At 26.9% G+C, this 26,242-nt stretch carries 31 protein-coding genes; 10 read left to right on the forward strand and 21 right to left on the reverse strand.

Features of this window, described 5'->3' with window-relative positions; genetic code table 11:
- Nucleotides 1-113: 113 nt before the first annotated feature.
- The 7 genes from NMU03_RS01255 (at nt 114) to NMU03_RS01285 (ending at nt 3,558) form a co-directional block, all read left to right on the forward strand.
- A complete protein-coding gene (locus tag NMU03_RS01255) occupies nt 114-539 on the forward strand; it encodes a hypothetical protein (RefSeq protein WP_290140599.1) in 426 nt (141 codons plus the stop codon).
- 75 nt (nt 540-614) lie between these two features.
- A complete protein-coding gene (locus NMU03_RS01260) occupies nt 615-977 on the forward strand; it encodes a hypothetical protein (RefSeq protein ID WP_087360412.1) in 363 nt (120 codons plus the stop codon).
- A 7-nt stretch (nt 978-984) separates the two neighbouring features.
- Nucleotides 985-1,398: a sigma-70 RNA polymerase sigma factor region 4 domain-containing protein gene (locus NMU03_RS01265; protein WP_143746975.1), complete on the forward strand. Its 414-nt coding sequence runs from the start codon at nt 985-987 to the stop codon at nt 1,396-1,398.
- A gap of 433 nt (nt 1,399-1,831) precedes the next feature.
- Nucleotides 1,832-2,197, forward strand: a complete 366-nt coding sequence (locus tag NMU03_RS01270) for a type II toxin-antitoxin system PemK/MazF family toxin (RefSeq protein ID WP_087360406.1) — start codon at nt 1,832-1,834, stop codon at nt 2,195-2,197.
- 4 nt (nt 2,198-2,201) lie between these two features.
- Nucleotides 2,202-2,420 (forward strand): hypothetical protein, encoded by a 219-nt coding sequence (locus tag NMU03_RS01275; protein ID WP_164483545.1) that lies wholly within the window; start codon nt 2,202-2,204, stop codon nt 2,418-2,420.
- A gap of 83 nt (nt 2,421-2,503) precedes the next feature.
- Nucleotides 2,504-3,052, forward strand: a complete 549-nt coding sequence (locus NMU03_RS01280) for a tyrosine-type recombinase/integrase (RefSeq protein WP_290140605.1) — start codon at nt 2,504-2,506, stop codon at nt 3,050-3,052.
- Nucleotides 3,052-3,558 carry a site-specific integrase gene (locus tag NMU03_RS01285; RefSeq protein ID WP_290140606.1) on the forward strand — a complete coding sequence of 169 codons (507 nt, stop codon included), beginning with the start codon at nt 3,052-3,054 and terminating at the stop codon, nt 3,556-3,558. Before NMU03_RS01280 ends, NMU03_RS01285 begins: the two co-directional genes overlap by 1 nt.
- A gap of 550 nt (nt 3,559-4,108) precedes the next feature.
- On the opposite strand, the gene NMU03_RS01290 is transcribed toward NMU03_RS01285, so the two are convergent.
- The 10 genes from NMU03_RS01290 to tnpA all read right to left on the reverse strand — a co-directional run bounded on the left by NMU03_RS01290 (nt 4,109) and on the right by tnpA (nt 10,270).
- On the reverse strand, nt 4,109-5,161 hold the full coding sequence (locus tag NMU03_RS01290; RefSeq protein ID WP_290140607.1) for a tyrosine-type recombinase/integrase: 1,053 nt from the start codon (nt 5,159-5,161) through the stop codon (nt 4,109-4,111).
- 76 nt (nt 5,162-5,237) lie between these two features.
- Nucleotides 5,238-5,453, reverse strand: coding sequence for a hypothetical protein (locus tag NMU03_RS01295; protein ID WP_290140608.1), 216 nt, complete (start codon nt 5,451-5,453; stop codon nt 5,238-5,240).
- A 20-nt stretch (nt 5,454-5,473) separates the two neighbouring features.
- Nucleotides 5,474-5,833, reverse strand: a complete 360-nt coding sequence (locus NMU03_RS01300; protein WP_290142401.1) for a type II toxin-antitoxin system PemK/MazF family toxin — start codon at nt 5,831-5,833, stop codon at nt 5,474-5,476.
- 435 nt (nt 5,834-6,268) lie between these two features.
- Nucleotides 6,269-6,691 (reverse strand): sigma factor-like helix-turn-helix DNA-binding protein, encoded by a 423-nt coding sequence (locus tag NMU03_RS01305; RefSeq protein WP_290140610.1) that lies wholly within the window; start codon nt 6,689-6,691, stop codon nt 6,269-6,271.
- A 73-nt stretch (nt 6,692-6,764) separates the two neighbouring features.
- Nucleotides 6,765-7,130 carry a recombinase family protein gene (locus NMU03_RS01310; protein ID WP_290140612.1) on the reverse strand — a complete coding sequence of 122 codons (366 nt, stop codon included), beginning with the start codon at nt 7,128-7,130 and terminating at the stop codon, nt 6,765-6,767.
- Between the two features lie 48 nt (nt 7,131-7,178).
- Nucleotides 7,179-7,346 (reverse strand): sigma-70 RNA polymerase sigma factor region 4 domain-containing protein, encoded by a 168-nt coding sequence (locus NMU03_RS01315; protein ID WP_290140614.1) that lies wholly within the window; start codon nt 7,344-7,346, stop codon nt 7,179-7,181.
- Nucleotides 7,347-7,480: 134 nt separating this feature from the next.
- Nucleotides 7,481-7,654, reverse strand: a complete 174-nt coding sequence (locus NMU03_RS01320) for a hypothetical protein (protein WP_290140616.1) — start codon at nt 7,652-7,654, stop codon at nt 7,481-7,483.
- 358 nt (nt 7,655-8,012) lie between these two features.
- Nucleotides 8,013-9,596: an IS66 family transposase gene (tnpC, locus tag NMU03_RS01325; protein WP_290140618.1), complete on the reverse strand. Its 1,584-nt coding sequence runs from the start codon at nt 9,594-9,596 to the stop codon at nt 8,013-8,015.
- A 66-nt stretch (nt 9,597-9,662) separates the two neighbouring features.
- Nucleotides 9,663-10,010, reverse strand: coding sequence for an IS66 family insertion sequence element accessory protein TnpB (gene tnpB / locus NMU03_RS01330; RefSeq protein WP_290140619.1), 348 nt, complete (start codon nt 10,008-10,010; stop codon nt 9,663-9,665).
- On the reverse strand, nt 10,007-10,270 hold the full coding sequence (gene tnpA / locus NMU03_RS01335; RefSeq protein WP_290138208.1) for an IS66 family insertion sequence element accessory protein TnpA: 264 nt from the start codon (nt 10,268-10,270) through the stop codon (nt 10,007-10,009). The genes tnpB and tnpA overlap by 4 nt, the downstream gene beginning before the upstream one ends.
- A 328-nt stretch (nt 10,271-10,598) precedes the next feature.
- On the opposite strand from tnpA, the gene NMU03_RS01340 reads away from it, so the two are divergent.
- A complete protein-coding gene (locus tag NMU03_RS01340) occupies nt 10,599-11,474 on the forward strand; it encodes a hypothetical protein (RefSeq protein ID WP_290140621.1) in 876 nt (291 codons plus the stop codon).
- A gap of 122 nt (nt 11,475-11,596) precedes the next feature.
- Here NMU03_RS01340 and NMU03_RS01345 read toward each other — a convergent pair whose 3' ends face one another.
- The 3 genes from NMU03_RS01345 to NMU03_RS01355 all read right to left on the reverse strand — a co-directional run bounded on the left by NMU03_RS01345 (nt 11,597) and on the right by NMU03_RS01355 (nt 13,328).
- Nucleotides 11,597-12,196, reverse strand: coding sequence for a class I SAM-dependent methyltransferase (locus NMU03_RS01345; RefSeq protein ID WP_290140622.1), 600 nt, complete (start codon nt 12,194-12,196; stop codon nt 11,597-11,599).
- A 203-nt stretch (nt 12,197-12,399) separates the two neighbouring features.
- Nucleotides 12,400-13,086, reverse strand: a complete 687-nt coding sequence (locus NMU03_RS01350; RefSeq protein ID WP_290140623.1) for a tyrosine-type recombinase/integrase — start codon at nt 13,084-13,086, stop codon at nt 12,400-12,402.
- 83 nt (nt 13,087-13,169) lie between these two features.
- Nucleotides 13,170-13,328, reverse strand: coding sequence for a site-specific integrase (locus NMU03_RS01355; RefSeq protein WP_290140625.1), 159 nt, complete (start codon nt 13,326-13,328; stop codon nt 13,170-13,172).
- 130 nt (nt 13,329-13,458) lie between these two features.
- On the opposite strand from NMU03_RS01355, the gene NMU03_RS01360 reads away from it, so the two are divergent.
- Nucleotides 13,459-14,004, forward strand: a complete 546-nt coding sequence (locus tag NMU03_RS01360) for a D-alanine--D-alanine ligase family protein (protein WP_290140627.1) — start codon at nt 13,459-13,461, stop codon at nt 14,002-14,004.
- Nucleotides 13,950-14,432, forward strand: a complete 483-nt coding sequence (locus NMU03_RS01365) for a D-alanine--D-alanine ligase family protein (RefSeq protein ID WP_290140630.1) — start codon at nt 13,950-13,952, stop codon at nt 14,430-14,432. Before NMU03_RS01360 ends, NMU03_RS01365 begins: the two co-directional genes overlap by 55 nt.
- Here NMU03_RS01365 and NMU03_RS01370 read toward each other — a convergent pair.
- From NMU03_RS01370 to NMU03_RS01405, 8 genes are all read right to left on the reverse strand, one after another.
- On the reverse strand, nt 14,421-16,715 hold the full coding sequence (locus NMU03_RS01370; protein WP_290140632.1) for a hypothetical protein: 2,295 nt from the start codon (nt 16,713-16,715) through the stop codon (nt 14,421-14,423). The genes NMU03_RS01365 and NMU03_RS01370 overlap by 12 nt on opposite strands.
- 592 nt (nt 16,716-17,307) lie before the next feature.
- Entirely contained in the window at nt 17,308-17,544 is a 237-nt protein-coding gene (locus tag NMU03_RS01375; protein ID WP_290140634.1) for a hypothetical protein, read from the reverse strand.
- Nucleotides 17,545-18,854: 1,310 nt separating this feature from the next.
- Nucleotides 18,855-21,173 carry a glycoside hydrolase domain-containing protein gene (locus tag NMU03_RS01380; RefSeq protein WP_290140636.1) on the reverse strand — a complete coding sequence of 773 codons (2,319 nt, stop codon included), beginning with the start codon at nt 21,171-21,173 and terminating at the stop codon, nt 18,855-18,857.
- Nucleotides 21,174-21,255: 82 nt separating this feature from the next.
- Nucleotides 21,256-22,104 carry a GH25 family lysozyme gene (locus NMU03_RS01385; RefSeq protein ID WP_290140638.1) on the reverse strand — a complete coding sequence of 283 codons (849 nt, stop codon included), beginning with the start codon at nt 22,102-22,104 and terminating at the stop codon, nt 21,256-21,258.
- Nucleotides 22,097-22,546 carry a phage holin family protein gene (locus tag NMU03_RS01390; RefSeq protein WP_290140640.1) on the reverse strand — a complete coding sequence of 150 codons (450 nt, stop codon included), beginning with the start codon at nt 22,544-22,546 and terminating at the stop codon, nt 22,097-22,099. The genes NMU03_RS01385 and NMU03_RS01390 overlap by 8 nt, the downstream gene beginning before the upstream one ends.
- Complete coding sequence (locus NMU03_RS01395) at nt 22,539-22,886, reverse strand: hypothetical protein (protein ID WP_290140642.1); 348 nt, start codon at nt 22,884-22,886, stop codon at nt 22,539-22,541. Before NMU03_RS01395 ends, NMU03_RS01390 begins: the two co-directional genes overlap by 8 nt.
- Before the next feature lie 423 nt (nt 22,887-23,309).
- The gene (locus NMU03_RS01400) at nt 23,310-24,269 is read right to left on the reverse strand and encodes an anti sigma factor C-terminal domain-containing protein (RefSeq protein ID WP_290140644.1); all 960 of its coding nucleotides are present in this window, start codon (nt 24,267-24,269) and stop codon (nt 23,310-23,312) included.
- 389 nt (nt 24,270-24,658) lie between these two features.
- Nucleotides 24,659-25,033 (reverse strand): hypothetical protein, encoded by a 375-nt coding sequence (locus tag NMU03_RS01405; protein ID WP_290140645.1) that lies wholly within the window; start codon nt 25,031-25,033, stop codon nt 24,659-24,661.
- Nucleotides 25,034-26,242: the final 1,209 nt, after the last annotated feature.

Consider the following 26,242-nt stretch of genomic DNA (forward strand, 5'->3'; position numbering starts at 1 on the left):
ATGAAGAAATTAATAGATTATTTTTATACTATTCTATTAATTTCTTCTTTTTTATCCTCGATCAGCCTCCCTCCTTTCTTTGAAATCAAATTCAAAGAAAGGAGTAACAATGTGTGATTATATTTGATTATAAAAAAAGAGATTTTAAAGAGATTAAAATAAATAATAATAAAAAGTACTTTATTAAGAGCGGAAAGAAATTTATAGAAGTTCCCATAGAAGTATATAGACTATACAAAGCTGATTATATGAAAACGTACAGATCCATAAAAAGAAAACAAGGACTTTCTCAAATAGCTTATGAAGAAGATTTTATGCTAAATAGTATTATAGATATGGATAGATATTATATTGAACAAATCAATAAAAAAGAATTACTACATAATCTATCTAAAGCCATAAAATTATTGAATGATGAACAATATTTTATTATATATTCAATATTTTTTAAGGAAGAAACTGAAGCATCAGTTGCTAAGAAATTAAATATATCTCAACAAGCATTAAACTGGAGGAAGAAAAAATTCTTCTTTTTTTAAAAAATCATTTGTTAAACTCGTCAAACAGTAACGAATCCTAGTGAGAATGAAATTCTCAGAAAGGAGACCATGAATATGGCGAAAACAAAAATACTTGTGCTTGTAAAAGCTAATCCATCACCATTTGCAAAGGAGGTGCTTCAGTACCAAGAAAAACTAATTAGGGAAAATATTGATTTATCCAAAGCAATATTATGCGGAACGTATCGTTTTATAGGAAAGGAACTCAATTTTAATTCATTTAAAGAATCATGTATTATTCAAAAAATCAGAGCACGTTCTATTGATCAAATCATGATTATCTCAAAAAGCATTATTTCTTCTGATATATCAGTATGTAATGATTTTGAATGCTTTTGCAATCATTACGATGTAGATTTGGTTGAATTATCTTCTTTATTTCAAGTCATGAATGAAATTATCAGAATTTCAAGGTAATGTCACTATGAATTATAATTATAAAAATGAGTATAAAAAATGGTATGCTTGGAAAGAAAAAGAAGAAGAAATTTTAAAAGCATTAAGCGTTCCTCAAGCACTTATCAATCAATTAAGAGATTATGATTATGAACAGTTCAAAGCTGATAGAAGATATAAAACTAGACATTTGCTTTTTGATGATAACTTTTTTATCAATCGATCTATCTATGATAAAAAACAGTACTTATCACTAAATGATTTGTTGGATGATATTGAAAATGAAGCATTATATGAGTATCTAAAAAATAGTGATGAAAAAATATTGGAAATAATAATGTTGAAAATTCAAGGCTATTCTATTAGGGAAATTTCAAAAATAACTGGACTAACAACCAATCAAATCTATAAAAGAATAAAAAAATTAAAAAAAGTTTTATAAAAATGGCGAAAATGAGGTTATCAAAACGCATATATAGTGAGGGGGTATTAATCCCTTTGAATCTAGCTCTTTGAAAACCGAATAACACCTATTGGATACGTTCCCATCTTATGAGCTATTCATTGGATACGCCATGACCTATAAAAAATATATAATCATATTTTTATAGTGAGCGATCAACATCTCAATGTAAAAATGACTGGCAATCATTCAGCAATGAAATAAGATGAGGGATCATGATACTCCTGCAATGCAGTTGTGTGAGATACCACACAAAGATGAAATTTCTGTGAAAGATACTAGCCATATCTTGTCCAATAGGATTCCCTCTAGTTTTCGGGTTATCAGGGATAAATAGAAAACTATGATTCATAAAAAATCACATCAGATAATTGTAAATATTATCTGATGCTTACATAAAGGAGGAACAAGTATGCATATCAAACGTGGAGAAATCTATCTAGCAAATCTAGATAAGCCATTCGGCTCTGAACAAGGAGGTATCCGACCAGTATTAGTTGTTCAAAATAATGTAGGTAATAAATATTCCCCTACCCTATTGGTAGCCTGTATTACAAGTAAAGCCCATTCCAAACATCACCTTCCAACACATTATGTTATTCCAAAACATGTTGGTCTGAAATATGATTCATTGGTGATGATGGAACAAATTAAAGTTATTGATGAAAAACGTATTATTAAATATATAGGAAAGTTATCCCCTAAATATATGAAAATTTTAGATAAACGTCTAAAAATCAGTCTTGGACTTATACCTATAAGAAAAGGAGGAAATTAGAGTTATGATCAAACAAGATATTATACAGTTCAGTGGCAACAATGTACCTATCTCTGAAGTAGCTAAGATAATGAAAAAAGATAAGCAATTTGTAAGAATTGGAATTCAAGAAAAATGGCTTCCAATTGGTGTTGCATATAGAAAAGAAGGATCTTCGGAATATTCATATTATGTTTCACCTAAAAAATTATATGAATATACAGGATATATATACACGGAGTAGTTGTCAAATGTACTCATAGAATTTTTATACATTTCATTTCTTATATCTTCTATTCTATAATAGCAGCGAAAGGAGTGGTAGCAATGAAATTACCAAACGGATTTGGAAGTATCTATAAATTGAAAGGAAATAGAAGAAATCCTTATATGGTTGTTTTGACTAAAGGATATGTGCGAGTCAAAAACAATATCAAAAGAGAGAGAATGATATTAGGTTATTATTGTACAAAAAAAGAAGCATTAAGTGCTCTTACTAATTATCATGAAAATCCTTATGATATTCAAACTGAATCTATTACTTTTGCTGAATTATATGAGAAATGGTCAGAAGAACATTTTAAAAAATTAAATAATAAGTCTTCGATTAGAACATACACAGCAGCATTTAATCATTCAAAGCCATTACACAACATGCGTTTTAAAGACATTCGACCTAATCATCTTGAAGGAGTCATAGAAAATGCTGATGTGGGAGATGCAACAAAATCACGAATGAAATCAATGTATAATTTAATATATAGATATGCTTTAAAGTATGATATCGTTAATAAAAATTATGCTGAACTATGTAATTCAATTAAAGTTGAAAGAAAAAAGAAAAAATTCCTTTCTCTCATAATGAAATCAAAATGATGTGGGAACATACAGAAGATCTTCCTTTCGCTGATATGATATTAGTAGGAATTTACACAGGATTTAGACCCATAGAATTAATAAGTATCAAAAATGAAAATATCCATTTAGAGGAAGGTTACATTATTGGTGGTACTAAAACAAAAGCTGGAACAAATAGAATTGTCCCAATTAAATCAGAAATCAAATCAATAATTAAGAAAAAATATAACCCTGATAATGAATATTTGTTTAATGACTATAATGCTTTTGAACATGAATATACACCTCTCTCCTATGATAGATATAGAGGAAGGTTTTCAAAAGTAATGACAGCATTAAACATGCATCATACTCCGCATGAAACACGACATACATTTATCACTTATGCTAAAAAATGCAAAATTAATGATTATATTTTGAAAAAAATTGTTGGTCATGAAATACGTGATATTACTGAAAAAGTGTATACTCATAGAAATATAGAGGAACTAATCAGTGAAATAGAAAAAATACACTTTCTGTAGTTACAGCCGAATAGTGTAACAGGCATTCTATAGAATTAATAAGACCTTGTGGGTTGATAAAAAATTTCGTGAATTACTAACAGGGTTTTATATATTTTATATTATTGAATTAATTATTGATTTATAAGAACTTCTACAGGTTGAAATAGACTTACTGAGCCTTAATATAATCTATAAAAAAGTCATTCGCAGTATCTATTGAAGAAGCTAGTAAATAATTAGCTTTATCCTAATTACAACGAAAAGTTCTGATTTTATCAGGACTTTTTTATTTTCATCATTTTTGTGATTTATGGATTTTCTAATAAAATCAGCTGAGATTTTGTGAGATTTCGACAGATTTTTTTGGTTGCACACACGTTGCACACAGGTTGCACACACTGTTGCACACAAATTACACACACGTTGCACAGCTGTAACCCATTGATATATATACGTTTTCACAAGTCTGTTGGTGCGTTTTGGAAGCGTTCTTTTGAAACACCTTACGAATCTATTGCACACAGGTTGCACACAAATCAATAAATTCATGTAATAAAAAAGCCAAAATCTAATATTTGACTTTGACTATTTCCTTCTTTAAATCTTCAATATTTCTATGTGTATAAACCGCTTCAGTTACATCTCTAATTTCATGTCCTACAATCTTTTTAAGAATATATTCATTGACTTTACAATATTTTGCTTGCGTAATGAAAGTATGTCTTGTTTCATGAGGTGTATGATTCATATTAACTGCCGACATCACTTTTCTAAATCTTCCTCTATATTTATCATAAGTAAGAGGAGATATTTCTCGTGTAAAGATGTTATAATCTGAAAATAGATATTCATTTTCTTCATCATATCGTTTTCTTATAAGTGACTCAATTTGAGGATGTATAGGAACTATCCTATTTCTTCCTGCACTCGTTTTTGTACCACCTATAATATACCCTTCCTTAAGATGGACATTCTTTGTTTTTATCATTGTCAATTCAATAGGTCTAAACCCTGAATAAATACCTATAAGGACCATATCAACAAAAGGAACTTTATCGACAAATTCCCACAGCTTATGAACTTCTTCAACTGTAAATGGTACTTTAATATTCTTCTTGTTAACCTTGACTGAATTACACAACTCTGCATAATTTTTATCAATAATGTCATATTTGATGGCATATCTGTACATCAAATTATACATTGATTTCATTCTAGATTTTGTTGCATCTCCAACCACTGCATTTTCTATGACTCCTTCTAGATGATTAGGTCGAATATCTTTGAATCTCATATTGTGTAAAGGTTTAGAATGATTGAAAGCTGCTTTATATGTTCGAATGGATGATTTGTTAGATAATGTTTTAAAATGATCTTCACTCCATCTCATATACAATTCCTGAAAAGTCATTGTTTCTGCTTTTATATCATATGGATTTTCATGATAATTTGTTAATGCTTCTAATGCTTCTTTTTTAGTAGAATAATATCCTAAAGTTGTTCTTTTTAATTTTACATTACCATTTTCAAGACTATATCCTTGAGAAATGACAACTCTATAAGAGTTTCTGCGAGTCCCCTTTAATCTATAAACACTTCCGTAACCATTTGGTAGTTTCATTTCAATCTCCCCTTCCAAACAAATGATAAACGAAAGTTGCAAAAAAGAGAAATGTGCGATTTTTTTATTTGCATCATTATTTTTTATAAATATATCCAGTATATTCATATAATTTTTTCGGCGAAACATAATATGAATACTCATTAGATCCTTCTTTTTTATATGCTACCCCTATAGGCAACCAATTTTCTTGAATGCCAACTCTAACAAATTGCTTATCCTTCTTCATTATCCTTGCGACTTCTGAAATAGGTACATTTGCACCTGAAAAAACAAACATATTATTTTCCACTTGTATTCACTCCATTTCCATTACTTATATATACCTAAACTTATTAACATACATTTATCTACTAAATTCAGTTCTCTACCATTCAACTTCCCTAGTTTTCGGATCAATCTAGCTTTATCAATAGTTCTTATCTGTTCCAATAATACAACTGAATCTTTTGTTAAAGCATCTCTTGACCTAATAAAAAAATGTGTTGGCAATTTGGATTTATGTTTATCATTAGACGTAATGGTTGCAATAATAGTTGTATGACTATAATAATTGCCCATATCATTTTGAATAATCAAAACTGGTCTTATCCCACTTTGCTCACTACCTATTGAAGGATTAAGATTTGCAAGATAAATCTCTCCTCTTTCAATATTATGAATCACCTTCATCACTCCCTTTCCTATATGTACTCTAAAAGCTATCAAACGATGAATTTATCCTACAATAAACAATTGATAACTTTTAGTTTTATTTCTATATGTTTTCTACAATACTAATAGACTGCTTTGCAATTGCAGTTCCACGATTCTTTATAAAAGAATTCATAGGATTTGCACCTATATAATGTCTTGCCTGCGACAATTTAATTATTGTTCGGACTGTGACTCATTATGCGTATCATTATCTTCTTGCATGGTCATCGCCTCATAGTTGCAAATTATGTTTATCATCAAATAGTTATCGCTCTCATAATGATGGTCTAGGCGTATTTATGACTGGGCTAACATACAAGTAACGTTATTAGTATTGTTATTCAATTTTCAATGTACTCCCAAGGATTTATTAACCCTTTCATTATATAGCCGTTGAAAATACTTATTTTTTTACATCTTTTTTAAATTATTTTTTAAACGATGTATCTTTGAATATATAGTTGATGGTTTTATTTTTAGTATCTCTGATATATCCTTTGTAGAATATCCTAAGATTTTAAGAAGTATTATCGTCAAGGTTGTTTGATCTGTTTGATATAAATAATGAAGTAATGATTCATCCTCAATCTCATTTAGTAAATCTTCAACGCTACGTATCTCTTTTTTATCATAATACGGAAAACTGTAAAAAAACGTATCTGATGTGACGTTCTGTCTTTCTTTTATTTTACGTTCCAGTTTAAAAGCATTCCAATCATATTTTCTAAGCTCTACAATAATATTTTCATCCACATTTAATGATTGTAATAACTCTTCTTCCTGTTCTTTCCATTTTTCCCATTTAACTCTTTCTTTTGCATGATTATATACCATTTTTTCATCCTCCTTTTTGATAGTCAGAAAAAATGGCGGACTTCTACAATGAACATAAAAAGAGCCACGATAATTAATCATGGCTCAAAAATAGAAAATCTTTAGAAGTTAATTTTTTCAAGTCTTCAATTGTCAATATATCAATTTCATGCTTGTCACAAAGCATCTTAAATTCAGCAAACAGTTCCTCATAAATACAGATTCTTGTCTTGTCATAAATAAAGATAACATCAATTTTCTCATTAATAATATAATATATAAGTTTTTCCATCCCTCTACTTCCAAAATGCTTGCCACTACCTATCTCTCTTGCTACTGCAAAAACATCCGCATTGAGTATATCAGCATATTCTTTAAGTATATCCTCTTGATACTCAAGTAGATATTTTGCTTCTTCAGATAAAACTCTACAATAAATAAATACTTTTAATTCTTTCATTTAGTTTCCTCCTTCAGGGAAATATCCCTTCACTTCTTACATAAGAAACTAAAAAATATTTTCGCCATCTTCTAATTTATTTTTTAAAATTTTTTCTATTTTTTTCTTTCTTTTTCCAACAGTATAGATAGGTATATATAATTTCTTTGATGTTTCTGAAATTGTCATTTCCTCTAAAAAGATACAGATTGCTATATTTTTGTATTGATCAGGCAATCTATAAATCTCCTGAACAGCCTTCTTAGCCAAATCTTTAATGTATATTTGATGAACAAAATCAACATATTTACTTCTGTTAAAAATAAAAGAAGTAGCTAAATCCATGTCCGAATAATATTGGACTGAATTTGCTACTTCCCTTTTTTATTATATCTTATTTTCATATAACTTCTAAGACAAATTAAATAAACTTCTTTATCTACTTCCACATATACTCTATTGACTTTAATAAAATAAGCATATGATTCTTTCCCATTTTTTATTCTTTTAAAACTGTTTATATCATAATCATATATTTTGTACATTTTATACCTCCAATAATCAGCTTTTGATTATTAGAGGTGGGCCTCTGATATAATAAATCATCTATTCTAAAAAACCTCTTTTTAATAAGATGGTTTTATGATACATGAATAGACTATTAAAAAATCCAACTTATTATTTTTTGCACATTTATACAAATAATTTGCATTTTTATTTTATATCAAATTATATGTAATATATAGCATAAGATTTCAAAATACTATACAGCTAATTTTATATACCTATTATGATTATTTGTAAGCGTCAAATAATAAAGCCCTATAAATAATGCTGAAGAAACACTATAATAGGACTGTAAGTATTTATTGGATTTCATTTAACGACTAAAAGATCGTATTTCTACGATTTTTTAGTCAGATATATGTTTTCTGGTAATGATTTTGACCATGGCATGATCTTTTCTAGTTCCTTGTCATCATTAATATCTATTTCAGTTAATGCTGTTAAAAGATATTCAAAATAATCATATGGCTTGAGATTATTAAGTTTTGCTGTTTCAAGGAGCGAATAGATTGCTGCACTTGCTTCTGCTCCTTTAACTGTGTTTGAAAACAGCCAGTTGCGACGACCTACGCAGAATGGACGAATTGAATTTTCTGCTCGATTGTTGGATATTTCAATACGACCATCTTCAAGATACAATCTTAAGTTTTCTTCCTGGTTGATACTGTATGTTAAGGCTTGGCTGAGTTTGGTCTTTTCAACTGCTACTTTTGCACATTCCTTGACATCCTTGAAGAAATCATCAATGATTGGCTTTGCTTCTTTTTGTCTTGTGTCTTTGATCTCTTCATAGCTTTTGCCTTTTAATTTCTTTTCAAGCGTAAAAAGCTTATTGATCTTATGAAGAAGTCTGTAACTTGCAGTACCTTTTAGATCTGTATCAGATGGTGCACCATCAAGTGCTTCTAAATACTTTCGACGACAATGTGCCCAGCATCCCATGTGTCTGATATCATCAAGTTTGTCATAGGCCTGATATCCATCTGTCTGAAGTATATTATGATATCCTTCAAGATGTTTCTTTGCATGTTCATGACCTCTTGTGTTTTCATAAATGAAATGAACAATTTGCTTGTCTTCACTTCGTCCTGTCTTGTATACCCACATATAGGATTTTGTTGTTGGTTTCTGGTCTGGAACATTCAAAACCTGATTTGTTGTTTCATCCGCATGCAGATATTCACTTTGAAGAAGTGTCTTATGCATATAATCAGTCATTCTTTTGAAATATTCATCATGAAGCTTGATCATCCAGTTGGCCATTGTCTGTCTTGATAGTTTCAATCCAATCTGATTGAACATCACTTCCTGTCTGTATAAAGGCAATGCCTTATTGAATTTATTATCAATAATATATGATAAAAGTGATGGTGATGCAAAACTCTTATAGATAACGGAAGCTTTCATATCTGCCTTGAATATTTTTGATTTTAATGAATCTTCCTCACATCTGTCACAGGTATAGACATATTGAACATGCTCAATAACTTCATATTTTGCAGGATGATAGACAAGTTCTTTTCTGATGTTTTCACCAATCTTTCTTAATGGTTCACCACAGTCAGGACAGTTCTTGTTTTCTAGATCATAAATCTTTGTTACAGCGGGTAATGATGAAATATCAATGCCACGTTTATTGTTTTTCTTTTTTCGTTTATATGTCACTTCTTCAAGTTTTGGTTCTGCTTTGATTGGAGTTGATTCAATTTCAATTTCATCAAAAAGAGAAATCTGGTCAGGAAGAACAATTTTTTCTGATGATGAACCAAAAAGCTTCTTCTGCTGAAGTCTGATCTGCTGACTGTACCAGTTTAACTGTTCACTTAAAACATTGATCTCGTTATCCTGTCTTTTGATTCTTTCTTCAAGCATATTGATTTTTTTGATTAGTTCTTCCTGACTTAAATTTCTCAGATTCATTGTATAATTCACTCCATATCTTAATAATTCAACGAATAGTATTGTACCATATTTCAATATGAATTATTAGATGAGAAGCTGTTTTTCTTTGAATTTTTCTTCAAATTCAAGGCCTTCCAGAAGCCAGTTGAGCTGAGTGGAAGTTATTTTTCTTGTATTGGAATCATCATGTTCTTCAATCTTGAACCTGCCATGTTCAAGTCTTTTGATAAACAGCCAGAAACCATTGGATTCATAATAGAGTATCTTGATCCTGTTTCTGGCTTTGTTTGTAAAGATAAACAAACTATGATCAAGAACATTCATCTGAAACTGAAGATTCACGATCTGTGTCAAACCATCAATCGACTTTCGCATATCAACATAATGGCTTGAAACATATATATTCTTGATTTCATCGGTGTTAATGATCATTTTAATGCACCAATGACTTTATCAAGCAATGAAGAATCAAATTCAACAGTATGACCATCAATATTCATCGATACAAGAGCTGGCATGTCATCAATAACTCCAACAGGCAGAAAGATATCAGTAGAAACCGAATCCTTTTGAATCTTCCTTTTATTTTTATAGAAAGAGCTGAGAGCAAGATGATGTTCATCACAGTATTTATTAACAGTGAGTCCACTGTTCAGCTGATCATCAATGATCTTTTTCCAATCATATTTCATGTAGCTAAACCTCCTTTTCAATTGGTAGTTACATTTTATATGATTTGTTTTATAAATATCAGTGCTATTTCATTTGACGCTTACGATTATTTTGCTTATTACAATTATATAACTCTTAAATTTAACACATTTTTTTACACTATATATGCATAAATAAAAAAATAGAAACCATGATTACCTCAATTATTAAAAAATATGAGATAAAAGTTTCTATTATTAAACAGTCTACTTATTAGATATCGCATTAAAATGATGTCTTTATTAATGCTCTAAAAATATTCAAACTAATGTTAATACACGATTATCTGTATATAAGGAGATTTAAATTATGAGAATAGATAAGATATCAAATGAATTTATTATAAAACGAGTAAATAAAACTTCTGATGAAGATTATATAAAAGCTCTGAAAATCTATAATGATACAACTCCTTATGAAATAAAAACAAATTCAAATGAAATAACGTATTGGATACAGAAAAGTAGAGAAAACAATAACCCTTTTGAAGTTATTGCTTTTGTTTTATATTTCAATGATAAAGTGATTGGTTTATCTATGACTACATATCTTAAAAATTCAAAAATTGTAATAGATGAATATCTAGCTACATATGATCAATTTAGGGTTAATACAGTTTTTCTTATTTATTTTAGTTTGATTCAGAATTATTACTCAACAAATAATTTTAATGTATCTTATTATGTTACTGAAATAAGCAATAAAGAAGACGGAAAAGCCATAAATAAAGAAAGTAGAATTTCAATTAAAATATTGTGTCTTGAAGACTTTGGAAAAATTGATGCACCTTATTATGTCTTGCCACTTGGCTTAGATAATTATGAAAGTTCTTTTCAAGCATTTTTATATATAAAATCAAATGATAATATGCCTTTAATGAATAATGTTACTTATTTAAATATAGTACATTCAATTTATTATGATTATTTTTATAATTGGTATATGCCTTTAATGACTCCTGAAAATTTAGATGTATATAAGAATCAAATTGATATCTTTTATGATAAGATACAAAATAATCTCTTAAAAAACAAAACATCAAATGTTAAAATATTAACTAATGCGTGTTCAGTACTAGAAAACTATAAAGATGATACTTCTGGAGCCTTACCACAAATTAGATCAAAAAAAGAAATACTCTTATTTTATTTACATTCATTATTTTATTGCCATTATTTATTATAATAGTATATACCTATGTACTAAAATATCTACGTATTTCTTTAGATATAACAATAGGATCTATTTGTAGTGCTGTTATTGCATCTATAACTACTTTTATTATTTCAAAGAAGAAATAGATATAATTATTTTTTGCAAATCATGATATTGTTATTTCCATGATTTTTTATAAATGGAATTTGTTTGCATACTTTATCTAGAATATTTCCCATATTCACAGCATTGGTATCACAAATAAAATGCGAAAGTAAGCCATCACAAATATGAAATGGGATTTTTTTCAAAACATTAAAATTCAATTCATTTAAAATTCTTTCAATATATTTGTATGAATATAACCATTGTTGATGTTTTTCTCCCATATATATGATATTTGTAAGAATAGCATCTTGTTTAAATTCTTCTTTCCCTAGATATTCATATCCTTTACTATTTTCATATTCAAATATCAAAATGCCATTTTTCTTTAAAACTCTATAAAACTCAGATAATGATGCAAAAGCATCACTATAATTGATAACACTTCCAACACATATTATGTAATCAAATTTGTCTGATTCAAATGGCATACATTCTATATTTGCAACAATAGAATTTTTTATACCTTTTAATTTTTTATCTGCTATATCAACATGGATCATTTCTTTGCACTTAATTCCGTAATCATTTCCGGCAGAACCAGCATTTAAAATTACTGATTCAGTTTTAAAAGTATAACTATTCAAGAATTTTTTTATTAAATTATATGAATAATTATGCCATACATCATGTTCCCATACGTCGTTTATATTATTGTAGAATTCTTTTACTTTTTTTGATTTATTTTCATATCTTTTTATATTCTCCTATAAATTATAGATAATCGTGTATTATCTATAGTTATTTTATCACTTTTTAATAGTAATTTAAATAATAAAGAGTATAGTTTTCATATACTCTTCCAATTTATTTCTTTATAGTCATTCATCGGATTTTTATTTGTTAAAATCTCTTTTTGCTTCAAAGAATTTACATGTGTATATATTTGAGTAGTCGAAATTGAACTATGTCCCAATATATTTTGTATATATCTTATATCCACTTCTTTTTCTAACAATGTAGTTGCAAATGTATGTCTAAACATATGTGGTGTGATATGAGTTGATAGTCCCTTTTCTTTTTCAATAGTAGTTAATAATATCCTAACTGATTGCTCAGATAATTGTTTATTAAACTTATTTAGAAATAAATACTTGTTATTTTTATTATACTTTATCAATAGTTTTAATAAATTCATAACATCATCATTTCCTATATAAATAATTCTTTCTTTTGATCCTTTTCCAAATATTTTCAATAACCTTTCTTGAAAATTTATATCTTCTACTTTTAAATGGCAAAGTTCCGATATTCTAATGCCTGTTGAGAATAATAATTCAATAATAGTTAAATTTCGCAGAGCTATTCTTTTTTTATATTCAGTATTAGCACTTTCTAAGTTAACAACAAGCCATTGAAATATTATTTCAAGATATTCTTTTTGAATAATTTTAGGAAGAACTTTTGGTTCTTTTATTTTAGTTCTTATTTTTTTTAATGGTGAAAATTCAATTACTTCTCTATATTCTAAATACATATAAAACGCTTTAATACTAGCTATTTTTCTCTTAATAGTCTTATGTTTAGTATATCGTTGATTTAAATATAAAATATATTCATTTATTTTTTAAAATCATCTACATACGATTGATCAATAAAATCAAAAAATTGTTTTAAATCAATTTTATAAGCACATAAGGTTTTCTCACTTAGCCTCTTTCTTAACAAACAATCATCTAAATACTCCTTTAAATATACATTTAACTCTTTCTTTTCCATATAATTTCCTCCTTGTTTTCAAATACATATTTTGTCAAAAATTATATGAAAACTAAACATTTATCACTACCTAATTAACGATAATTCTTAATTATCGTTACTCAAAAAATGAGAGGGGAGTATAGTAAGTATGGCAAGATTATTATTTTTAGCACAATTTGCACCAACAAACAACATGTTGATAAAAACAAAAAATGATGAAGAAAAATTTTATGCTGAAACATATCATATAAAAATATATGAACTTTTAAAAAAATATAATATAGATTTTTATTCTACTAATGATGTTAATTATTTGATTGAACACCATGAAGAGTTTGATATAGTGTGGTCTCTTTACAATAGAATAGGATTTAGAAACTGCGAAATTTTTGTTCAGTCTTTATGCGAATATTATAAGTTAGAATATATAGGAGCAGCCCCTAATATAAGAGCACTGATAGAAGATAAGAGTATGTCAAAAGATTTATCAGAGCATCTTAAAATAAAAACTGCTCCATGGTTAATAGCCTCTAAAAGATACCCTTTACCATTTACTCCACCATTTGATGGTCCTTATTTCATAAAACCTAGATTTGGTAGTGGATCACATGGTATTGATGAAACGTGTTTATGCGAAAATTGGGGGTTGGTACTAAAAAAGAAAAGGAATATTATGAAAATGGTGTTGAAGTAATAGTTGAGAAATTCATAGATGGCATTTTATATGGTGTTCCTTTCTTAAATACAAAAGAAGGAACACCAATTATAGCAACACCTCATTATTCAACATCAGATAAAAAAGGCAATTTAATTACTAATAGCCAAAAAAGGAGGACAGAAGGAGGTATGTCTATACATTTAAGTAAAGATAAACACTTTAATAAAAAATTAATCTCCATATCCAAAAAATATTTTTTACATATTCAGCCCTGTGACTATGCAAGGATTGATTACATAGTAGAAAAAAGCACAGGAGAACCTTATTTTTTAGAAGTTAATGCAATGATGAATTTAGGTATACACAGTGCTTCAGTAAAAAGTTTATTAAATTGTGGCTTTGAGAACTATGATGAAATAATTTTACATATTTTAGATTTAGGTTTTTCACGATTAAATAAATAGCTTATTCACATCATAGTATCTGTAAAATAGATATCCTGGACAATATAGTTTATTCCAATCACTATTAGTATAAACTATATTATTGTCAAAACGTTTTTTATATTCAATGTATAGATTTTCGACATATTTTTTATCACCTCTAAAAGGTGTTTTTCTAATTGAAGCTATTAATTCATAATCATAATTGCCATTTGCATATTCTATTAAGCATCTATTTATCATATAGAATTGTTTAGTCATAATAACTGAAGTTTTTTGAACGTTATATTCAATTACATCCATTATTTCAAGTGCTTTTATTGGATTTTTCTTAAGAGTATATATAGCCAAATTAATTTGTGCATAAATATATGGTGTTTCAGTTGTTCCAGATGCATATGTAATACATTTAAAATATTTTTCTGGATTACCTTTGTTGTACTTCATTAAATATAGGCCATAATTTACGTTAAGATATATATATCTTTCATCATTAAAACTTAGTATTTGTTCTACTTCATTTATTTTAGATTCCAAAATACTTATACATTGCTTATTTTTATCATTTTTCATTAAATAGCATATGTAATTAGAAATAGTTCTATTATAATTTATTGGGTCCCTATTTTTGAATTGAGATAAACAATAATTGTAATTTTTAATTCCTTCATTTACATTTAATATATAATAACTTACGTTTCTTAAAAGATATGGATAATTAGAAGACTTACTAAACTTTTTATAATAAAATGGATCTTTTGGGTTTTGCAACATAGAATATTTCTTATCATCACTATTAGTATTTAAATAAGCTACAAATAAAGTAGATAATAATAAACATTTTTGATCAATATTCTCAGTTTCTTTGACTATATTTTCTAAACGAGTTGCATATCGTCCAATATGCAATCTTTCTGTAATTAAAGCAAATAATATTTTATATGCTCTATTAGTTTGATATTTTTTATATTGCTGCATTTTTATATACGGTGCATCAAATATATGTAAATTGTAATATAAAGAACATATTTTAATTAATTCGTTTAAATTATTAAAAGAGAATATCATATCTAAATAATTTGAATTAATACATTCATAAAAAGATTCTAATTTTATTAATTTAAAAATAAATTCTTTTCTTCGTGAATAATCTTTTGATAGATGATTTATTGCAAATTCACATTGAGCTATTGTGATTTGATTGCTTGTTTCAATTACATCTATTATTTGTGTTGTAATTATTTGTTTTTCAATAAATGGTATCTCAATTAGAACTTCACTTATTAAATTTTTATTTAGCACAATAAGATTATTTGAGTTTATTTTAATAAAGCAATGTTTTATTAAAATATCACAATAATTATTAAACTCATTATACTCGATTTCTGAATACTTTAGATTTTTCTTCTTATATATTTTAAATAATACATTAATATTGATATCAGTATTTAATACAATAAGTATTTTTAGTATATGAGTTTCTTCTTCTGATAAAATATCCAAATTAACTTTAAATCCTTTTAAATATGCCATTATCACGTGAATATTTCTATTATATTTTTCAAAATAATCTATCAAATTTTTGTCATATTCTTTTTCATAACATACAAATAATGCTTCAATAAGTTCATTATCTGGTCTTTCAAAATAATCATTTAATTGTTTTATATTTAAAGCGTTAGAAGAAAAATTTTTTGATATAATTTCCATTTTTTTATCAATGTTACAATTTGGAAATGCAAGTACTATCTTTACATCAAAAGATTCATATAACTTTATTAAAAAGTTATATGAATCTCTAGATAATTTCTCAGGATTATCTATTATGAAATATATTGTATTATCTAATTTAGAAAATAGTTTGAAAATTGCTTTTTCTATTTTATAATCATGAACATGTTCAATATCAACGTCTAAAGTTTCATCTATACAATCAATAAAATTAACTATTGTGGAACCTATGTTTGGAATATAGGGTATTAAATCTAAAGGATATATTAAAGATTTTATGATTGCAAGAATAACATTCTTTTTGGGATAATTTTTTAACTTGTGCTCCAATTCTGTATTATTTGCATAACTTAAAACCTCATACAAAATTTGTTGTGATAAATTTTGGTTTTCTTCTCCATCAATATAGAAACACGTTTCGTTATCTTTACAAAAATCTAACCATATCTTCTTTAAAAAATGAGATAAACCACTTTTATTATTTGCATCTAATAATATGATTTTATTTGATTTCAAGTTGTACATAATATTACTTAATTCTGTATCTCTTTTAACAAATTTAAATTTTTCCATTGTTTTACTCCATAATATTTAATTAACGATAATTAAGAATTATCACTATTTAATTATATCATTTAAAACATTAAAAACAAAATGTTTTCATCATAAATTCATTAATTTAGTAGATGACGTAGATGATTTAGCAGATTTATAAACTCAATAATATGTTTTGATGAAATTGATTTACTAATTTCATCAAAACATAAAAATCTATAAATTCAGTACATAAATTATGAAAGGATTGGAATAAATATATTATGACATCATCATATCACTGGTTAACCAACACTACATCTATATAATATTAAAACATTCACTTTATTTCGTAATAATACTTTAAACTGTAAATAGATGATACAGCATAACACACAAATATTTATCTCACTTTTTTAATTTATTTTTTAAAATTTGTTGTATTTTTATCTTTCTTTTTCCTACTGTAGAAACAGGTATATTCAATTCATTCGCTGTTTCTGAAATTGTCATTTCCTTTAAAAAAATACAGATTGCTATATTTTTATATTGATCTGGTAATCGATAAATCTCTTGAACTGCTTTTTTTGCTAAATCACTTACGTATATTTGATGAACAAAATCAAACTTCTTATTTTTGCAAAATAAAAGAAGTAGCTAAATCCATGTCCGAATAATACTGGACTGAATTTGCTACTTCTCTTTCTTTGTTATACTTTATTTTCATGTAACTTCTAAGACAAGTTAAATATATTTCTTTATCTACTTCTACATATATTCGATTAACTTTTATAAAATATGTATTTAATCCATCCTTGTTTGTTATTCTTTTAAAATCTTCTTTTTCATAGTCATTGACTTTATACATTATATACCTCCAATAATTTAAATTTCTTTAAATCATTGGAGGCGGTGCTCTGATATAATAAATCATCTACTCAAAAAAACCTCTTTTTAATAAGATGGTTCTATAATATATAGATGAGCTAATCAAAAAATAAAACTTATTATTTTTTACACATTTCTTCAAATAATTTGCATTTATTGTTATACATATAAGAAGAACTTCGTATCATCAGATGGAAATTCTAAAACATGTATAATAATTCTAAATCTATAAATATCTTTTGTAAAAAGCTCCACACCATTAAGTGAAAACTCAACATACTTTATTTCTTTTTGATTTGTTTTTGTATTACATAGACAGCCACGTCTTTCTACATTACTACCATTTAAAGATATGATGCTTTCAATTTCTAAACAATATTTTATTATACTTTTATGTACTCTTAAACCATACTCTCAAATATGACTGATTTATAATATAAATTGCATTTTTACATTATTTGTTTAAAATAAAATATGGTATTACATTTTAGTTATTACATATAATTGGAGGTACTATATGAAAAAACTAATCATTACATCTATAGCACTTATACTCGTTAACATAACATCGATATACTTTCTCACTCATAGAGAAAATATATATATGAATAATCGAGATGATAATTCTTTTTTCATGCTAACCAAAAATTTGGATATGCAGAAGGTTTATCTGATGAAATATATTATCACAAAAATAATAAAGATTTAATCAAAAAATTATTTTTTGGCTGTTCTTTGCTTGATTATGAACGTATACATTTTAATGACTATATTTCTATTCATGCATATAACAACGACAATTCATTTCAAGACAGTTTTGCCTTTTGTGAATTTACTTTAAACGGTACTCTTGACAAGAAATATTTTGATACTTATTTTCAACTTCTTGAAGAATTTAATCAATGTTTTAAAAAAGGGATATACAAGACTATAAATATAGAAGTGATATTGAAATTAAAGATTTTGACTCATCAACAAATACTTACTATTTAGAAGCGAAAGCAACTATCTTTTTTATCCGGAACTAAAAGAAATGTATCAGGATAAATATAATCTTTGCAACAAGAGTGATATTGAAATCGGAAAAAAACTATATGAATATGATTTTCAACTTTATCAACAAAATATTGATAGAAAAATTAATAAGATACATAAGATTAAATTCATAATCATTTCAATATCAGTTTTTTGTTTTCTCATAGCACTTTTTTTAGAGTTAAGAAATAGCAAATGCTTAATAAAAAAACTATAGTGTATACTACTGTTGATATACACTATAGTTAATAAATACTAATTATTAAACTCCTCTGTTACAAAGTTAATAAATGCTTCTGCAGCCGCACGTCTATACTTTAATTCAGGGACTTCTCCACTACTCGTAATTTTGACCTTTAAATAATTCATAGGATCCATAAATTGTGGTAGATTTGGAAATAGTCCATCTTGAAAAGTTCTCACTGCATTTGCAAAGGTTTCCAAATCTCCATATGCATTTCTAACATATAGTCTTGTTCTACTTCTTGCTAATAATGAATTATCTTCAATAAAATAGTCATAGAACATATCAGCAACAGATTTTTCGCTAAATAAATATCCAAATAATAATGCATCAATATCAGTTAAATAATCTACCAAACTAAATGTTGATGAAGTATTTTCCTTTCGACAAATCATAGTATTTGCATAAAGTTCATAATCATCCCCACCTTTTAATTGTACATCTTCTGAATACGTTGTCAAATCGCCACCCCATGTTGCAAAAATATCTACTAGTGGATCAAAAACTTCCCAATTTAAATCAAAACCAGGAATTTCAGATAAATAGAATACTGCATTTAATGATGCCATAAAGTGGTCAAAATCATACTCAATGCCTTTAACTGGATCAATAAATGAAAGATTATCAGAATTCTTAACTTGTTCATTAGCTAATGATTCAAAATTTGTATCTAGTGCTCCACCTGTTAAATCCCATATATCATCATTATAGCGACCATTTCTTTGTCGAAGATATTGAGTTACCAATAAGTTACTTTTGTTTATATCTCCGTTTGTATAATTTCTAGCTAAATCATATAATCGACTAATTATAGTATAAACTTCAAATGTTTTTGAACTTTCACCGGAAAAACCTTTATCAATACCCGATACTGCTACTTTATCAATTGCAACTTTACCTTCTCCCGTACCAATTTCGATATCTGTGCAAAATTGATCAAAGCACCAATTTGACGGCATTGTAAATCCCAGATTACCACTAAATCCATATGATGCATCTAAAACAAAGAATCTTCTTATAGATGCTTCTTTTCGCAATCGAGAACATACATTTCTTGTACCATAAACACCTATAATATAATCATTATTGATTTCAGATTCTTTGATTCCTTTAAAATATGGAATAATGCCTTCTGTTATTTCATCATCTGTTGGATCAAAATCTACCGCAAAGTATATTGTAGTTCCTACAGGAATGTTCAATTCTTGAGTAGCATTATAAGCTTTTAGACCATTCTCACGACCTGTAGTAACATTAAATGCTTCAACTGATCTCCCGACTTCTTGAAAAATAGGAAAAATATTTAATCCTTCATTATTTATATTGTTTATTTCCTCAATTGTTAAACGCTTATTTAATGTACCACCAGGTGTATTAGTAAGATATCTGCCCACTACTTCATAACCTGCTTCTTTTATGGTTTTAATCTGCTTAAGATTTAATTGGGTTGCTGTATCACACCCTTTGGCTGGTCTATCTACATCGCCATTACTACTTAATAAAGATTTAATAACAGTATAATCAATTTCTCCTGATGCTTTTGGAATTAGTAGTGATTCAGAAAATTTATCCAATACTAATTCTAGTTCTCTATCATAAATGTTTGTATTGATTTTTACAGAAAAACCATTACATACAGTTGCATATCTAATAAGTTTAATAATATTATTTGAATCTCCAATTGAATATGTTTTTGCTTTACATAAACTAGTTGTTGTTGGACCCCATGTCCCTGTTGCATCATCTTTTGCAATTCCTAACTCTTTTTGTAAAGCATAGATCAACATTTTATTCATTTCTCTGTTGTATAATCCATCACATGGGCAAATTTGATAGTAATCATAATAATCATAGTTTAATTTTTGTTGAATAGAACGAATTTCTTCTGTCCCGCCTTGAGATGCTAGACAGACAAAAGCACTCATATCTAACAAGCCTTTCATAATGTCTCGATTCATATTTCCTGATGCTGTCGGAAATCCCATATCTGATTTCAATTGTTTTACTGCAGCATATGTACCATTACCATAATACCCATTAAATCCGCCAGGACTATATCCTTTACACCATAATCCCCCTTGAACAATATATACAAGATTACCTTCATCTCCCTGATTAATGTTAGGACATTTTGCATATGTCGATGGTCCAAAACTATCACTTGTTTCTTGAATTCCAATTTCAATTTGTAATGCCCTTCTTAAGCCATAAATAGTATTCCACCCAGTTTTTCCATTTTCTTCAACCTTGTTGAATCTACTATCATCTCCATAAGTTGTGTTTAACCATCTTTGAACCATTAATACCATTTCATCAATTCTCGGCTCCATTTTCTTTCCTCCTGTTCTTTCTTCTTATAGAATCAATACCGGTATATTTTCTACATTTATATATTAATACTTTTATTGAGCACTATTGTGCTTTTATTAAATTTTTCAGTGCTATTGCACCAGTCACTTTATTGTTTTTTCCAATAACTACTCTGTCTCCTCTAATCTGTATAATTTCATATTCATTTTTAAATACAAAACTTGCTATTGATTGTCCATCATACCATTTAGAATTTGCTTTTACTTTCACTTTATCACCTATATTAAAATCGTTTGAACTTTTATGTTTTGAAAACGTTTCTAATAAACCATAATCCAGACTACAGTCTAATCCTTCAGAATTAATACCTTCAATACCCTTTAAAACACCTTTTTTAGCATTAGACGTAAATTGATGTAAAAGAACATGACCAAAAGGATTATATTTCAATTTTCCGTTCCAATTATCATAGCCATTATTCTTTCCATAATTTGCTAACCATAATGTCCATTTAGAAAATCCTTCGTTAGTCAATCTATTTTTAAACCAATCCTGATTTGCATAAATTCCTACTGAATAGCCTTTTGATTCAATATAATCACAAAATGTTTTTGCAATCTTATAATACATTTCATTTGTTAAATTGCCTTGAGTATCAGTGTATTCCATATCATAATAGATAACATTTACATTGTAATTTTTACAAGTATCCACTGCTAATTGAGCTTCTTTTTTAGCCTCTGATTCATTTGTAGCATAACAAAAATGATAAGCAAATAAGGGTATTCCTAAAGCATTGGCTTGTGAAGCATTATTCTCCCATTGTTCATCTACATTAGAACTTGTCCAACCATATGAACATCTTGCTACAAGACCATCAATATATTTTTGTGCCTTACTTAAATTAATTTTTCCATTATGCTTTGATACATCTATAATATATTTACTCATCCTGTTTCTCACCTTCTAATTTATCTGAAGCAACTTTAAGTCCTTTTATTAAAATTTCTGGAACATTACATCCTGCTTCTACTAGATTTTCTAAAATACTTCGGCATTCATTAATAATCAGAGAAGCAAGTACAAACCATCCTAGATACACAGTAACAGAAAAATCAATGTCTATAATATCTCCTAACTCCTGCATCGCCATAGGTATTAGAAAAGCCACTAAAATCAAAAACCAATAACATACTTTCTTTATAACACCTACTAAAGCTATCCAAGAACTTTCATTTTTATTAATATGTGCTTTTGCCCAACCAGTAAAACTATCTGCTATGTTCAACAAAAGATATAAAAAGAATAATATCCAATGTTCTCCTAATAATGTTGATAAAATTGTTAATATAAGGGAATAAATCAATTCAATACTTTCCAATGATTTAATCATGATTTCTCATTTCCTCCAGATAAATTTTCTTCAAAATGTCATTATACTTTCTAACGATGGAACTATGATTTGCATACCCAAATTGAATTGATATATAATCAAAAGATCTCTTTCTAGTAATTCTTAGTTCAATAATTTCTCTTTCATATGGTAAAAGTTTACTCATCCAAATTTCAACTTTTTCAATAATAAATGAATAGTAAAACATTTGATTCTTTGTATTTTTACTTATATTTGTTTTTGAACAATCGTTAGATAATCTGCTTAATTGAATTTTTGAAATTGGATAGAATTTCAGAGTAAGCTCAATTTCATCTATAGAATAATTCACTACAATCACACTTACCCTTTTTATGATTTTGTAAAACGTTTTACACCATTATTATAATCAAAATAACTAGCACAATTGTGCTTAGTTTAAATATCCCCAATATCTTTATATAATTAAATTAATATATCATCACAATAAAATAAGAAGTGAATCATAATCCACTTCTAAAAACAATATATAGCTATAATATTTTAATTAAACTAACAATATATTTTAGTAATATAACTTTATACAAACGTAAAAAGTTATTTGATTGAAATCATAATGAAGATATGCATTATTTTTCTCAGATAAATCAAAAATGTATATTTTCAAAATCATGAAAATCATCTATAGTTGATAGAAAATTAGAATTTAAACTTTTATCCTTATTAAGACAATCAATCAAAAGTGTTATATACATCATTTTTTCTATAAATATGATTGATTTAATTAATTATGTATATAAATCGCATTAGCACCAAACATTTCAATTAGAGATAATATATTTTGTGAATTTGTTATTAATCTAATACCATAACAAAAATCATTCTGAATTGCATAATTATATAAATCATTAATCACATCTGGTTGTATACCGTTAGGGATATTTGCTTTTGGCATTAAATTTAAGAAATCAGAATGATCTCTTAGCAATTTAATTTTAGAAATATATGATTGTTTTAAATCATTATAATCATACTTCCTCGTATTACTCAAAGATAAATAAGGATACTCTTTTTCTGCATTCCCTGTCAAAGACACATTAAATTCATCTTCTAGCAGAGAAAGTCCAATAGAATACGTATACCCTTTATCTATGTGATCTATAGCTAACCATACAAATTCTGCATTTTCACATTCATTCATAAAATTTGCTATCTTTTCAAAAGATACATAATCAGAGAAACTTATTGAAACATCCCATTCATAATTACTATCCTTTATTTTTTTATATAAGTCATTCTGTGTAATATCTAATATTGGAGTAGTATTATCTGGAATTATAAATTCATTAAAATCACGTGATAAAATGTAACTTTCATCTAATTCAACAAATTTTAACTGACTTTTTTCAACTATAAATTTAATATTAGGAGAAGTTGTATAAAAATATTTCATGTGTGATATATCTTGTATCACAGCATCCATTTCGTATTGGTTGTGATTACTAGCTAACTCATTCGTCAGCATCTGTAACCCCGATATTTGTAATTTCAAATATGTTTTTAACAAGTATCCAAATTCAGAATTCTCAGTGTTTTCAATATTCAAAAACTTGCTTTCTTTTATCGGATTATAGTAACTATTATTTTTATTCATTATAAAAAAATAAATGGTTCCAATAAAAATTACACAAACTAAAAATATTATAGTATTTCTTTTGAAAAAATCTTTTTCACTGTTAATCATAACTATACCTTTCATTTGTTAAAGAGAAAATTTATTATATACTTGTCAATCTAATATATGCACTGTCTTTAGATGGTAATTTTAAGCTACTACTTGGTGCATAACTCACCATGCTAGTTGCAAACTGTGGTAAGAGCCCAGTCCCTGAATCTCTACCTTCATATAAATATACATAAGAACTTCCTACTTTTAATCTTATTGTACCACTAATTTGAACGCCAGTGCGAGGAGAAACAGAACTCCAATTAAGCGGATAGTAAAGCATTCTTATATACGCTAAATTACTACTAGGTTGTCCGGTAGAATTAGTTACTAAAAAATATAATTCTTATACCCCGTAACTTGATTATTAGAATTGGCCATTGTGTAAACGTCTCTGCTTTGATAGGTTATACGACCATAATTCCAAAACTGATTACTATAATTTTTTTTATAATTTTTTGAAAAGATCCACCTTCGGCTCTTGTATGTGGACTTTCGATTTCTTGTACTCCATAACAATAAGAATAGTCTTTATAGGCTAATATAGAAGCAAGCTCATCGTATTCCCCCTCATTGTACATTTCTAAATATTCATCAATAAATTTTTCCGTTATATCAAGACCATCATCATACACAGTACCATCGGCAAAAATATCATCTAAGATACCTAACATATGTTCTTTATTTCTTTCATAAAACTCAGTATTAGTGTTTGCAAATGAGGGTACAATATTGCTAAATAAAATCCCAAATAAAACAAATAAACTCAAAATTTTTTTCATAAATTAATACCTTACATAGCAGTAATATTCTGCTATATTCCTTTCTTTTTTATATTTAAAATTTACGTCGCTAAACTATGAAAATAATATCAATCATTTAAATTTCTTTATCTCCCCTCCCATTTCTACAAAATATAATATCTCTATACATAGACTAGCAAATTTAATGTTCTATGATAATATTCTTTGAATAAAATGTAAGTTTTTTGAATATAATGCAAAAATAATTATTATTTGTAATACTTTATTTATAAATTCATATATTTAGAATCACTTAATTAATATCATTTATTCTACTATGTACTGATAAAAATATTTTCAAAAACTAATCAGAATTGGGCTCTATTTTTCGACTTTTTCTTTTAATTTATGAACATATTCATTTTAATAACTTTATTTCTATTTCTGCATATAAAAATGATAACTCATTTCAGGACAGTTTTACCTTTTGTGAATTTAATTTAAATGATACCCTTGAAAAGAAATATTCTGACACATATTTTCAACTTATCAAAAAATATAATCAACGTTAAAAAAAGTACAAGATTTCAAATATAAAATTGGTATTGAAATTTGCAAAAAAACTACTTGATTGACCACTTGCCACAGGAGTAAGAAAATCACATAGAAAAATCCAAAATTTATAAAAATTTTGAAAACTCAACAACCATAAAATTGTAATTTTTCTAAGAGAAAAATTACAGACCTGTATAATATGGTCAATCAAAAAAAACTATATAAATATAAATTTCCAACTGCATCACCAAAATATTGAAAAAAATTACTAAAATTCATGGATGAAATCAATAATTATTTTATTATTAATCATTTCATTTCTCATAGTATTTTGTTTAGAATCAAGAAACTTCAAACAATTAATAAAAAAACTATAGTGTATATATATCTACATTATATACACTACAATCAGTACATATTAACTGGGAAATTTCTCTATTATATGTAAGATTTAAAAATATTTCAATTGTAATAAATATACAAAGATTGCATTCTAAAAACTTCTCAATACATCCGCAAATGCTCTCAAATTATCATATGGTTTAACATATAATATTGTTTTATTTCTCTCTAATAAAAAAATATTGCTGTTTAATTATATCACCCACTTAACCCATGAATAATAAAATAATTATCGTTTATACCACATTAATCAATCATCTAATCCATAACCTCATCACCAATCGTGTGCAA

Source organism: Allocoprobacillus halotolerans (genome assembly GCF_024399475.1).
In the GTDB taxonomy this organism is placed as follows: Bacteria; Bacillota_I; Bacilli_A; order Erysipelotrichales; family Coprobacillaceae; genus Allocoprobacillus; species Allocoprobacillus halotolerans.